At 69.9% G+C, this 13,321-nt stretch carries 8 protein-coding genes; 5 read left to right on the top strand and 3 right to left on the bottom strand.

Translation table 11 applies throughout. The features are described from left to right. Positions 1-106 precede the first annotated feature (106 nt). The 3 genes from AB0L37_RS22830 to AB0L37_RS22820 form a co-directional block, all read right to left on the bottom strand. A complete protein-coding gene (locus tag AB0L37_RS22830) occupies positions 107-1,513 on the bottom strand; it encodes a DEAD/DEAH box helicase (RefSeq protein WP_365508328.1) in 1,407 nt (468 codons plus the stop codon). A 138-nt stretch (positions 1,514-1,651) separates the two neighbouring features. Further along, the gene (locus AB0L37_RS22825) at positions 1,652-4,531 is read right to left on the bottom strand and encodes a CARDB domain-containing protein (protein WP_365508745.1); all 2,880 of its coding nucleotides are present in this window, start codon (positions 4,529-4,531) and stop codon (positions 1,652-1,654) included. A gap of 158 nt (positions 4,532-4,689) precedes the next feature. Beyond that, positions 4,690-6,909 carry a discoidin domain-containing protein gene (locus AB0L37_RS22820; protein ID WP_365508325.1) on the bottom strand — a complete coding sequence of 740 codons (2,220 nt, stop codon included), beginning with the start codon at positions 6,907-6,909 and terminating at the stop codon, positions 4,690-4,692. Positions 6,910-7,204: 295 nt separating this feature from the next. Between AB0L37_RS22820 and AB0L37_RS22815 the strand changes: the two genes are divergently transcribed. The 5 genes from AB0L37_RS22815 (at position 7,205) to AB0L37_RS22795 (ending at position 13,247) form a co-directional block, all read left to right on the top strand. Next, positions 7,205-8,539: an extracellular solute-binding protein gene (locus tag AB0L37_RS22815; protein ID WP_365508322.1), complete on the top strand. Its 1,335-nt coding sequence runs from the start codon at positions 7,205-7,207 to the stop codon at positions 8,537-8,539. Between the two features lie 87 nt (positions 8,540-8,626). After that, complete coding sequence (locus AB0L37_RS22810; RefSeq protein WP_365508319.1) at positions 8,627-9,565, top strand: sugar ABC transporter permease; 939 nt, start codon at positions 8,627-8,629, stop codon at positions 9,563-9,565. A 4-nt stretch (positions 9,566-9,569) separates the two neighbouring features. Next, positions 9,570-10,490: a carbohydrate ABC transporter permease gene (locus tag AB0L37_RS22805; RefSeq protein WP_365508316.1), complete on the top strand. Its 921-nt coding sequence runs from the start codon at positions 9,570-9,572 to the stop codon at positions 10,488-10,490. Between the two features lie 97 nt (positions 10,491-10,587). Beyond that, a complete protein-coding gene (locus AB0L37_RS22800; RefSeq protein ID WP_365508313.1) occupies positions 10,588-12,192 on the top strand; it encodes a glycoside hydrolase family 13 protein in 1,605 nt (534 codons plus the stop codon). Next, the gene (locus AB0L37_RS22795; RefSeq protein ID WP_365508310.1) at positions 12,189-13,247 is read left to right on the top strand and encodes a LacI family DNA-binding transcriptional regulator; all 1,059 of its coding nucleotides are present in this window, start codon (positions 12,189-12,191) and stop codon (positions 13,245-13,247) included. The genes AB0L37_RS22800 and AB0L37_RS22795 overlap by 4 nt, the downstream gene beginning before the upstream one ends. Positions 13,248-13,321 lie beyond the last annotated feature (74 nt).

Genomic DNA, 13,321 nt, shown 5'->3' with positions numbered 1-13,321 from the left:
CGGTTGCGCCGTCACGCTAGAAGACTTCTGCCGATCCCGTCCAGACTTTGTCATCGATGAGTTCAAAGTCCTGGGCATGCTCAACTGCCCGCCGGGGGAGGGGTGTTCAGCGGCCGCGGCGGCGCATCGCCGCCGCCTTGCGGGCCTCGGCGAGCTTGCGCGCCTCGCCGGCCTTGCGGGACTTGCCGCCGCCCGCGCTGCCGCCCTTGCCGCCACCGCCACTGCCGCCGGCGGCCGGTGCGCCCTTGCTGGAGCCGAGACCGCGGAACGGGGCGTTGGTGTTCTTGGGCTTCGCCGCGGCGGGGTCGCTGTCCAGCGGTGTGCCCGACGGCTTCCTGGCGCCCGTGATCCGGCTCAGCTCCGCCTCGCCCGAGCGCACCTTGGTGACCGTCGGTTCGACGCCGGCCTCGACGAGGAGCGCGCTCATCTCGCGGCGCTGCCCCGACAGGACCAGGGTGACGACGCGGCCGGACTCGCCGGCCCGCGCCGTGCGGCCCGCGCGGTGCAGATAGTCCTTGGGGTCGGTGGGCGGGTCGACGTTCACCACGAGGTCGAGGTCGTCGACGTGCAGGCCGCGCGCCGCGACGTTCGTCGCCACCAGCGCGGTGATCGCGCCGCTCTTGAACTGGGCCAGGGTCTTGCTCCGCTGCGGCTGCGACTTGCCGCTGTGCAGCGCCGCGGCGTGCACCCCGTTCGCCCGCAGGTGCCGGGTGAGCAGGTCCACGCCGTGCTTGGTGTCGAGGAAGAGCAGGACGCGGCCGTCGCGGGCGGCGATCTCCGTCGTGACGGCGTACCGGTCGGGCCCGTGCACGACCATCACGTGGTGGTCCATCGTCGTCACCGCGCCCGCCGACGGGTCGACCTCGTGGACGACGGGGTCGTGCAGGTAGCGGCTGACGAGCTCGTCGACGTCACGGTCCAGGGTCGCGGAGAACAGCATCCGCTGGCCGCCCGCGCGCACCTGGTCGAGCGCCTCGGTGACCTGCGGCAGGAACCCCATGTCGCACATCTGGTCCGCCTCGTCCAGGACCGTGATCCGCACCTTGTCCAGCCGGCACGCCTTGCGCTCGATCAGGTCGTGCAGCCGGCCCGGGGTGGCCACGACGACTTCGGCGCCGTCCCGCAGCGCGGCGACCTGGCGGCCGATCGAGATGCCGCCGACGACCGTGGCCATCCGCAGCCGCAGCGCCCCGGCGTACGGGGTGAGCGCCTCGGTGACCTGCTGGGCCAGCTCGCGCGTCGGCACCAGGACCAGTGCGAGGGGCTGCTTCGCGTCGGCGCGGCGCCCGGCCGTGCGCGCGAGCAGCGGCAGACCGAACGCGAGGGTCTTGCCCGAGCCGGTGCGCCCGCGCCCCAGGACGTCGCGGCCCGCGAGCGCGCTGGGCACCGTGGCCGCCTGGATCGGGAAGGGCTCCCGTACGTCCTGCTCGGTGAGGGTGCGCAGCAGCGCCGGCGGCAGGTCGAGGTCGGCGAAGGAGACGACGGGCGCCGTGGCCGGGTTCGAGGAGTCCATGAGGAGCCTTCCGCGTAGGTGACGTACCGAGGAAGGCCCGGCAGGATCGCAAAGGTCTCAGATTAACACCGAGCGGCCGCTCGGGCCTGCCGCCCGGACCCCCGTCACGGGGATCCGGGCGGCAGGCAGGCAGCCCTCCTACTTGTTGGCGGAGCCGTTGATCACGAACTGCGAGCCGGGTTCGATCAGGACGTCCCCGTCCCGCGAACCGCTGATCGTGACGTTCGTGAGCGTCGCGCTGCCCCGTGCCCCGCCCATGGCGAGGATGCCGGAGCCGTTGTTGGACTTGGAGATCGTGACATTGCTGATCCTCGCGTCCGGGATCGCGCCGCCACCCGTCTTGAACTGGATGCCGTCGTACGTCGAGTCGTGGATGTCGGTGTCGCGGATGGTGACCCCGGGGATGTCCGGGCCCTGGGCGAACAGCGTGATCGCGCCGAACTCCTGGTCCTCGTTCCAGAACGCCCCGCCGGTGCGGTACAGACCGTTGTTCGCGATCAGGGTCTGGCCGGAGAACGGGATCGGGTCGTGGTCGGTGGCCAGCATGATGCCGGGGTAGTTCATCGTGTCGTAGACCAGGTTGTTCTCGATCTTGTTGCCGTAGCCGCCGTACACCGCGATGCCGTTGGCCCGCCACGGCAGCTGCACCGTGTTGTTGCGGAACGCGTTGTCGTGGCCGACGTCGACGGAGGTGTCCTTGACGTACTTGCTGGCCCAGACGGCGAGCGCGTCGTCGCCGGTGTTGCGGAACGAGGAGTTGAAGACGGTCGAGTTGCGGGTGCCGTTGGTGAAGTTGATGCCGTCCGCGTAGGTGTTGCGGATCCGCATGCCGGTGAACTCCAGGCCGTCGCCGGGGCCCCACAGCTCGGGGATGTTGCTGTAGTCGCGGCCGACCCAGGTGCCGACGTTGGCGTGCTCGATCCAGACATTGCTGATCTTGGTGTTCTTGCCGAAGCGGCCGTTGAGGCCGACGCCGCCCTCGGCGTTGCCGTCGCCGCCGCGGATGGTGCCCGAGCCGAAGATCGCGATGTCGGAGATCTTGGTGTTGTCGTCGATGTCGAAACCGAAGTTGCCCTCGTGCGGATGGTTGATGCCGCCCGCGTCCTGCGGCGGGATCAGCGAGTACAGCTGGGAGTGCCACATGCCGGCGCCGCGGATGGTCACGTCACGGATGCCGACCTGGTTGTACTGGCCGCGGTTGAGCGGGTCGTCGGTGAGGATCTTCTTCTCCTGGCGCCACTGCCCGGCCGGGATCCACACGCAGGCGATCTCGCCCTTCTGGTCGGCGGTCACGGCCTTCTGGATCGCGTCGGCGTCGTCGATCCCGTCGTTCGGGACCGCCCCGTAAGCGGTGATCGAGGTGCACTCGGCGGGCTTGCTCGCCGCCGGGGCCACCTGCTCCAGGTCGATCAGGTCCACGATGTAGTACGCGGCGTCGTCACCGGCGTCGCGCTGCAACCGGAACGTCGTGCCCTGCGGATAGGTCTGCGTGAGCAGCGCGTGGGTCTCGTCGAAGAGCCGGCGGGCGTCGCCGCCGGGGGTGTTCGTCAGGCCCTCGGGCTGGTCCGTGGTCCCGTACAGCCAGCTGTGCTTGGACGACAGGGTCAGCTTCTGCACGAACTTCCCGTCGGCGTACAGGCTCAGTGTCTTCTCCTGCCCGCCGCCGTTCGGCGCGTCCGGCAGGGAGTTGCGCACGACGATCGAGTTGGTCGCGTTCTTCGAGGTGAACTCCACATACTGGCCGGTCGAGTTGAGACGGACCGAGGCGCGGCCGGAGGACTCGGTGGCGAAGTTCGTGTGCCCGAAGGTGCGCTCGGCGTCCGCCTTCAGGAGTGTGCCGTCGTAGCGGCCGTCCTCCGCCTCGTACTCCGTGTACGGCACCGCGGCGCCGCGGCCGACGACGACGGAGCGCGCGAGGACGTTGTTGTTCTCGTTCGTCTCGCTCACCACGTTCGTGGCGTCGGCGGTCGCGGTCAGCGTGGCGCCTCCGCTGGTCGCGGTCCAGCTCCCGGAGATGTCGACGGTGGCGCTCTCGCCCGCGGCGACGGCGGGCGTCGTTCCGTTCAGCGTCGTGCCGCCGACCGACAGACGGGTCACCGAGCCGGCGCTCACCGCGCTGGTGCCGCGGTTGTGGACCTTCACCGCGAACGTGACCTGCGCGCCGACGGCCGGGTTCGCCGGGGTGGACGTGATGCCCGTGACCTCCAGGTCGGGACCCGGGCTCTGACTGACCGTCAACTTGCTGTCCGCGGCGGCGCTGTTGTTGTCCTCGGCCAGCTCCCGGACGGTGTCGCCCGGGTCCACCAGCGCCGAGAGTGTGTAGCTGCCCTGCGCGCGCTTGCCGATGTCGACCGTGACCGCGGCCGACGCCCCGGCGTCGAGGGCGCCCACGGAGGCGGTGCCCGCGACGGTGCCGCCGAGGCTGACGTCGAGCGTCGTCGCGGGGGACGGCGCCGTACCGGTGTTGCGCACCGTGGCCTTCACCTGCACGGCGTCGCTCTCGCTGGGCTGCGCGGGCGCCCAGCTCAGACCGGACACCGTCAGGTCGGGGGCCGGCGCCGGGGTCCCGTTGACCTGGAACTCGGCGATCTGCCCCGCGTATCCGGAGCTGTTGGCGGATATCTTCAGCTGGACGTCGGCGTAACTGCCCGACACCGGGATCGTCACCGTGTTCTGGTTGGCACCGGGGTCGAACCTGTAGTCCGCGCGGGCCTTCACGGTGCCGAAGCTGTCGCCCGCCGCCTTGCGGCCCAGGACCTCGATGCTCTGCGTCCGGGTCGACCAGGCCGGGTCCGGGTTGAGCTTGAGGACGAGCGAGCTGAGATCGGCGTCGGCGCCGAGCTTCACGGTGAGCGTCGACGGGTTGCTGCCCGCCTCCCAATAGGTGCTCGTACTCCCGTCGTTGGCGTTCGTCGCCACATAGTTCTGGATCGACGACGATGCCTCGATCGGCTTGTTCAGGGCCAGGTTCACGGCGGCCTCGGCGATCGGCGCCGGGGCCGCCACGGCGGCGGGCAGGAACCCGGCGGTGGCGAGTGCGGTGCCCAGCCAGACGGCGATGAACCGTCGGCCGCGTGGTCTGCGTCTCACGGTGGTCCTTTCGTGGGGTGGGGGATGCGGCTCAGCGCTCCAGCGCTTCAGTGCTCCAGCGCTCCAGTGCTCCAGCGCTTCAGGCCTCAGCCGAGGTACGCCTCGACCTCGCTGAACTGGGCGGCGGGCCAGCCCGAGTTGGCGGTCACGTGCACCCGCAGATAGCGGGTCGAGGGCACGCTGTCGGGCAGCGTGACGGTCACCGTGTTGCCGCTCGCCGGATCGAAGCGGTAGTCCTTCGAGGCGGCCAGCGTGGTGAACGACGAGCCGTCGGTGCCGCCCTGCACCGAGAGCGTCTGCGTCCGCGCTCCCCACGCCGCCGACGGCGGCAGCTTCAGGACGACGCGGCGCACCGCCTTCGCCGCGCCGAGGTCGACCGTGAGCGCCTGCGGGAAGGCGTTGTTGGTGGACTCCCAGTACGAGTTCGCGTCGCCGTCGACGGCCTTGCCGGGCGTGTAGACGTCGGTCGAACCGGTCGCCGTCGCCGTACGCCCCTTGGCGAGGTTGACGGTCGGATCGGGGTCGGGGTCCGGATCGGTGTTCCCGCCGCCCGGCTGCGGCCACGTTGAGCAGTCGTTCCAGCGGCTGTCCCAGCCCGTGTTGCCGCCGCCGTCGGTGAGCGTGAAGGTGCCGGACCCGGACGGGTAGGGGCAGTTGTAGACCCCGGCCGCGCCGACCCCGGTGGCCTTGACGTTGCTGAACTTCACGGCGCCCGGTGTCTCCGCCTGGACGACGACCGTGCCGACCCCGGCCACGGTCGAGCCGTCGACGGTGACGTTCCTGACGGCCTTGCCGGTGCCGCTGCCGGACACGAACTCGTACGCGCTGTACGGGCTGTCCTCGATGGTGGTGTCCGTGATGTTGACGGTGGCGTCGATGGCGCTGTCGTACGCGTCGACGCGCAACGCCCCCATCGGATGGCCCCAGTTGGGGTTGAGCGCACCGGTCCGCACGAGCGTGTTCCCGGCGACCGTGATGGTGCCGGCGAGCGGCAGGAACGGGTCGAGGAACTTCTGGTTGGAGATCGCGATGCCGCTGCCCAGCGCGTTGGTGTCCCGTACGAGGTTGCCGGTGACGGTGATGTCGCGGCCGCCGTAGATCGCGATCCCGTTGGCCAGGTTGGGCTGCGAGATCGTGTTGTCCGCGAACGTCGAGTCGCTGTTGGTGGTGTTGAGCGACCACATCGCGAGCGCGTCGTCGCCCTGGTTGCGCAGGAAGTTGTTCCGTACGGTGACGCCCTTGGCCGTGCCGTTGAGGTTGAGGCCGTCGGCCGTGGTGTCGAGGATGCGGTTGTCCTCCACGACGAGGTTGTCGTTGTTGCCGGTCAGCCACAGTCCGACCTTCAGGTGCTGGATCCACATGCCCGAGACCGAGGAGCCGGGGCCCAGCGAGCCGTTGACGAAGTTGTCCGGGTTGCCGTCGACGCGCTCGGTGACCTCGCCGATCACCGCGAAGTCCTTGAGGTGCACGCGCCCCGCGGAGCTTGACTGGTTGATGAAGCGCGAGGAGTGCACCACCGAGTGCCAGCTGCCGGCGCCCTGGAGCGTCACGTTCTCCACACCGCTCAGCTCGGAGCCCAGCGTGAAGTTCCCCGCGGGGATCCACACCGTGCCACCGCTGCCCTTGGCCGCGGCGATCGCGTCGCGGAAGGCCTGCGTGGAGTCCCGCTGACCGGTGGGGTCCGCGCCCTTGTCGACGACGGATATCGCGCCCGAGGGGCGGGCGGCCGGGTCGGCCACCTGCTCGAAGTCGGCGACGTCGACGGTGACTTGCGTGGATGTGGCCTCGAATTTCACCTTGTCGCCCGCCTGAAGAGTGCGGCCGAGCAGCAGGCGGGCGTTGTCGAAGAAGTGATGGGTCTTGGCGCCAGCGATCCACGGGGTGTCGACATAGCTGTACTTGGAGGTGACGGGCAGGGACCGGTCGAGCCGGGTGCCGTTGACGTACACGGCGAGGGTCCCGCTCTGCCCGTCGGGCACGCTGGCCGCGACGTTCACGGCGTTCGCCGCCCCGGTCAGGGTGAACTCGACGCTCTGGCCCGCGTCCAGGCGCACCGCCTGGCGGCCCGACGCCTCGGAGGCGAGTGTGCCCTGCGTGTGGTCGGGGCCGATCTTCCGGCCGGTGGTGGCCGCGGACTCGGCCTCGGCGGAGGTGAAGGGGAGCGCGGCGCCGGACTGCGCGGCCGCCGCGGTGGGTTCCGGCGCGGGCCGCGCCGCCGCCGGGCCCGCGACGCCGACGACGGTGCCCACGAGGGCGACCGCGACGGCGAGGACGTACGAACTGCGCGGCGTTACAAGGGGATTCATGTGCGGGTGCACCTTCCTGGTGGGGGAGGGGGTGGTGGTGTCAGCCGCTCGGCGGGGCACACTCAAGCACTGCCACCAGATGTGCACAAGATGTCGCGCGTCTACTGCAAATAGTTGACAGGCTTACGCAAGTCTTTCGTGCTGAGGGTCGCGCGGCGGCCGGTGATCCGGGAGCTGTCGTGATGCAGTCGTAATCTTGCAATCTTGGATCGAAATCTTGCGCACATCTGTACGCCGTCCTAATGTGACGCACCGATCAGGGCAGTGCTTGGGCGTCACCCCTAGAGGAGCCGTAATGAAGCCCCGTAACCTCGCGATCCTTCTGACGACAGGTCTCGCACTCACCGCCACCGCCTGCGGGGGTGACTCGTCGAGCTCCGATGCCGGCGGCGACGTCACGATCACCGTGGCGTGCCAGCCGGCGAAGACCGCGCCGAAGACGCGCAAGGCGTGGGACGACGACGTCGCCACGTTCGAGAAGGCGCACCCGGGCGTGCAGGTCAAGAGCACCGACCAGCAGCCGTGCTTCGACCCGAAGACCTTCGCCGCGAAGCTGGCCGGCGGGCAGATGGAGACCGTCTTCATGGTGCCGGTCACCAACTACGCCGACGTCATCGCCAAGCGGCAGGCCAAGGACATCACCGGACAGACGAAGCTGGTGAAGAACTACGGCGACATCAAGCAGGACGTCCGCGACATGGTCACCAAGGACGGCAAGGTCTACGGCATCCCCAACGTCAGCTACAGCGTCGGTCTCGTCTACAACCGCAAGCTGTTCAAGCAGGCGGGGCTCGACCCGGACAGCCCGCCGAAGACGTGGGACGAGGTGCGCGCGGCGGCCAAGAAGATCGCGGGCCTCGGCGACGGCTACGTCGGCTACGGCGAGTACGGCGGCGGGAACGTGGGCGGCTGGCACTTCGCGCAGTCCCTGTTCAGCCGCGGCGGCGAGATGGTCACCGACCACAAGGCCGCGTTCAACAGCCCTGAAGGCAAAGCCGTGTTGCAGACCCTGCACGACATGCGGTGGAAGGACCACAGCACCGGCAGCAAGGTCCTCATCGGCTGGGAGTCGCTGATGCAGCAGATGGCCGCAGGCAAGACGGGCATGATGCTCGGCGCGCCGGACGTCGTCACCGACGTCGTCCAGAAGTTCCAGGGCAAGGCCGCCGACTACGGCATCACGGCGATACCCGACGGCAAGGCGTCGCTCACCGGCGGCGAGGCGTACATGATCAACCCGAAGGCGAACGCGGCCCAGACCAAGGCCGCGCTGGAGTGGATCGACTTCGAGTTCCACACCCCCGGCAAGGGCCGCCTCGACTTCGCCCGGGGCAAGGCCAACGGCGAGGCCGTCGGCGTCCCGAACAACGACTACATGGGCGACTCCCCGACCGGCAAGGCCATCATCGAGGGCCGCAAGGCGAACGCGGCCCTCCCCGTCGAGAACTACGAGCCGTACGTGGCCGCCGCCACCGGCATCACGCCCAAGCTGGAGCCGGAGAAGGCCCAGGAGCTGTACGCCGTCCTGGACGTGCCCATGTCCGCGGTCCTGACCAGGGAGAACGCCGACATCGACCAGTTGCTCTCGGACGCCGAGTCCAAGGCCAACTCGATCCTGGCCAAGCGCTGACGCCAGCTGGTCGCGGCAACGGCCACGGGGTGCCGCTCGCGCAGCAGCGCGGCACCCCGCGTCGGCGGCCCGGAACGGGAGATCACGATGGAAACACTCACCAAGGAACCGACGCGGCAGATCGCGCCGGACCGCAGGCCGCGGCCGCCCACCAAGCGGCGCCGGGGCGCACGCAGGAACCTGACCGCCTACGGGTTCCTGTGCGCCGCGCTGTTCTGCTTCGCGATGTTCGCCTGGTGGCCGATCATCAGGGAGGTCATCCTCAGCTTCCAGTCGACGAACCTGGTCGACGCCCCCGAGTGGGTGGGCCTGGACAACTTCCGCACGGTGGTGGACGACCCGGCGTTCGGCCAGGCCTGGCGCAACACCCTCGTCTTCACGCTGCTCGCGCTGCTGTGCGGCTACATCGTGCCGTTCGCCGTCGCGATCGTCCTCAACGAACTGCGGCACGCCCGCGCCTACTTGAGGTTCGTCGTCTACCTGCCGGTGATGCTGCCGCCGATCGTCTCCGTTCTCCTCTTCCGCTGGTTCTACGATCCAGGACCGGGCCTGTTCAACCAGGTCCTGGACTTCGTCGGGCTGCCGACCCTGTCCTGGCTCGACTCCACCAGCACCGCGCTGATCTCCCTGGTGATCGTCTCGACCTGGATGAACCTCGGCTCCGGCGTCCTGATCTACCTGGCCGCCCTCCAGAACATCCCCGGTGACCTGTACGAGGCCGCCGAACTCGACGGCGCCGGCATCCTCAAGCGGATCTGGCACGTCACCATCCCGCAGACCCGGCTGATCCTGCTGCTGATGTTGATGCTCCAGATCGTCGCCACGATGCAGGTGTTCATCGAGCCGTTCATGCTCACCGGCGGCGGCCCGGAGAACGCGACGGTCACCGTCGTCTACCTCATGTACCAGTACGCCTTCGTCTACGGCGGCAACTACGGGGCCGGCAGCGCGCTCGGCCTGATGCTGATGCTCGTCCTGCTGGCCGTCGCCGCGGTCCAGCTCCGGCTGACCCGAGAGGAGAAGTAGGGCCGTGCCGAACGTGCCGCACACGAAGCGCCGGGGCGCCTGGGCCGACGGCCACGCCCGCACCATCGTCTCCCCGCTGGAACTCAAGTCCCGCTGGGGCCGCAAGATCTACTGGACGCTGCTCGCGACCGTACTGATCGGTTTCACCCTGACCTTCGTCTTCCCGCTGTACTGGATGGTCACCGGGGCGATGAAGACGGGCGAGGAGATCGCCCAGATGCCGCCCACCCTCTTCCCGAAGTCCCCCGACCTCTCGGTGTTCACGGACGCCTGGGAACTCTTCGACATCGGCACCCTGCTGAAGAACACGCTGTTCTACGCGGTCGGCGCCTGGCTGTTCGCCCTCGCCGTGGACGTGTCCGCCGCGTACGCGCTGTCCAAGCTCCGCCCGATGTTCGGCAACGTGATCCTCGCGGGCATGCTCGCCACCCTGATGATCCCGCCGATCGTCGTGATGATCCCCGCGTACATCACCGTGACCGACGTGCCGATCTTCGGCTGGCACCTGCTCAACTCGCCCTGGGCGATCTGGTTCCCGGTCGCCGCGAACGGCTTCAACATCTTCCTCCTGAAGCGGTTCTTCGACTCCATCCCGAACGAGATCCTCGAAGCGGCCGAGATCGACGGCGTGCCCCCGTGGCGCGTCCTCGTCTCGATCATCCTGCCGATCTCGCGGCCCATCCTCGGCGTCGTCTCCATCTTCACCGTCGTCCTCGTCTTCAAGGACTTCGTCTGGCCGCTGCTCGTCCTGCCCGACAGCGAGAAGATGACGCTCAGCGTCGGCCTGTCCCAGACCGCGGGAGCGGTGACGCAGAACCAGATCATGGCCGGACTCGTGATCGCCAGCGTCCCGATGATCATCGTCTTCCTCTTCTTCCAGCGCAGCATCATGGCGGGCCTCACCGCCGGCAGCCTCAAGGGCTGACGCCGCGCCACCACCCCACAGCACTCCGCCGCCGGCGCACCTGTCCATGCCCCCGCCCGGCCGGCGGCGGAGTCCCACCTGCCCGAAAGGACCTCACGTGGCAGCCCTTCCCTCCCAGCGCACCGACGACTGGTGGCGCGACGCCGTCATCTACCAGGTGTATCCACGCAGCTTCGCGGACGGAGACGGCGACGGCACCGGGGACCTCGCGGGCGTCCGCGCCCATCTGCCCTACTTGCGCGCACTCGGCGTCGACGCCGTGTGGTTCACCCCCTGGTACGTGTCCCCGCTCGTCGACGGCGGCTACGACGTGGCCGACTACCGCACCATCGACCCGGCCTTCGGCACCCTCGAAGAGGCCGAGAAGCTGATCTCCGAGGCCGCCGAGTTCGGGATCCGGGTCGTCGTCGACATCGTCCCCAACCATGTGTCCGACCAACACGCATGGTTCCGGGCCGCGTTGGCCGCGGGACCCGGCAGCCCCGAGCGGGAGCTGTTCCACTTCCGCCCCGGCCGCGGCGAGCACGGCGAACTCCCGCCCAACAACTGGCCGTCCCAGTTCGCCGGCGCCACCTGGACCCGCGTCCCGGACGGCGAGTGGTACCTGCACCTGTTCGCACCCGAGCAGCCCGACCTCAACTGGGCCCACCCCGCCGTCCGCCGGGAACACGAGGACGTGCTCCGCTTCTGGTTCGAGCGCGGTGTCGCGGGGGTGCGCATCGACTCCGCCGCGCTGCTCGCCAAGCACCCGGCGCTGGCCGACTTCGAGGAGGGCGTCGACCCGCACCCGTACATCGACCAGGACGAGATCCACGACATCTACCGCTCCTGGCGCGCCATCGCCGACACCTACGGGGGCATGTTCGTCGGCGAGGTGTGGCTGCCCGACGCCGAACGCTTCGCCCGCTATCTGCGCCCCGACGAACTGCACACCGCCTTCAACTTCAACTTCCTCGCCTGCCCCTGGGACGCGGGACGGCTGCGCCGCACCATCGACGACACCCTCGCCGAACACGCCCCCGTCCAGGCCCCGGCGACCTGGGTCCTGTGCAACCACGACGTGACCCGCACCGTCACCCGCTACGGCCGCGCCGACACCGGCTTCGACTTCGCCGCCAAGGCCTTCGGCACCCCCACCGACCTGGACCTCGGCACCCGGCGCGCCCGCGCCGCCGCCCTGCTCACCCTCGCCCTGCCCGGCTCCGTCTACCTCTACCAGGGCGAGGAACTCGGGCTGCCCGAGGCGGACATACCGCTGGACCGGATCCAGGACCCGATGCACTTCCGCTCCGGCGGCACCGACCCAGGCCGCGACGGCTGCCGGGTGCCGCTGCCCTGGTCCGCCGACGCCCCACACTTCGGCTTCGGCTCCCGCGGCGAACCCTGGCTGCCGCAGCCCGCCGACTGGGGCCGCTACGCCGTCGACGAGCAGCTCGCGACACCCGACTCCATGCTCACCCTCTACCGCACGGCGCTCCGGCTGCGCCGCACCGTGGCCGGCTTCGGCGACGGCCCCATGACCTGGCTCCCCTCGGACGACGGCGTCCTGGCCTTCGCCCGCGCGCACGGCCTCGTCTGCGTGGTCAACCTGTCCGACACCCCGGCCCCCCTGCCGCCCTACGAACGGCTGATCCTCAGCAGCGGACCGCTCGACGGGCAGGGCGGACTGCCGCGTGACACGGCGGTCTGGCTCCAGACGTGAGCGCACGGCAGAAGCTCTCGCACGTGGCGAGGAAGGCCGGAGTGAGCGAGGCGACGGTCAGCCGGGTCCTCAACGAGCGGCCCGGAGTCTCGGAAGGGACCCGGCTCTCCGTCCTGACGGCCCTCGACGTCCTCGGCTACGAGCGTCCGACGCAACTGCGCGGCGAACGCTCCCGGCTCGTAGGCCTCGTCCTGCCCGAGCTCCAGAACCCGATCTTCCCGGCGTTCGCCGACGTCATCGGTGGCGCCCTCGCCCAGCAGGGGCTCACCCCCCTGCTGTGCACGCAGACCAAGGGAGGTGTCTCCGAGGCCGACTACATGGACCTGCTGCTCCAGCAGCAGGTCTCCGGAGTGGTCTTCGCCGGCGGTCTCTTCGCGGAGGCCGACGCGCCGCACGAGCACTACCGCAGGCTCGCGGAGCGGAGGATCCCCGCCGTGTTCGTCAACGCGTCCCTGGCCGGCCTCGACTTCCCCTGCGTCGCCTGCGACGACGCGGTCGCCGTCGAACAGGCCTGGCGCCACCTCGCCTCGCTGGGCCACGAACGGATCGGCCTGCTGCTCGGGCCCGGCGACCACGTCCCCTCCCGCCGCAAGCTGGAGGCGGCGCGGAGCGTGGCGCGGTCCCTGGGCACGCATGTGGACGACGCCTTCGTCGAGCGGTCGATCTTCTCGCTCGAAGGCGGCCAGGCGTCCGCGGCCCGGCTCCTCGAACGCGGCGTCACCGGCATCGTCTGCGCCAGCGACCCCCTCGCCCTCGGCGCGATCCGGGCGGCCCGCCGCCGGGGCCTGTCCGTACCCGGGGATCTGTCGGTCGTCGGCTTCGACGACTCGGCGTTCATGACGTGCACGGACCCGCCGCTCTCGACGGTGCGCCAGCCCATCGAGGCGATGGGCCGCGCCGCGGTCGAGCTCCTGAGCGCCCAGATCCAGGGAACGCCGACACATCTGGGCGAACTGCTCTTCGAACCGGAGCTCGTGGTCCGCGGCTCGACCGCGCGACCGCGGCCGCCTGTCGCGGACCGTCCGGCCGGCGCGGAGCGGTCCGCTTCCCACTGATCCGCCCCACGACAGAACACCACACCGACGTTTAAGGAAAGAAAGATGTTAAGAGCTGGTTAAAATAAGGGGTC

The sequence above is a fragment of the Streptomyces sp. NPDC052225 genome (assembly GCF_040679615.1).
Classification (GTDB): domain Bacteria; phylum Actinomycetota; class Actinomycetes; order Streptomycetales; family Streptomycetaceae; genus Streptomyces.
Note: the sequence above shows the minus strand (reverse complement) of the source record. Positions and strands in the feature narration are given on the sequence as shown.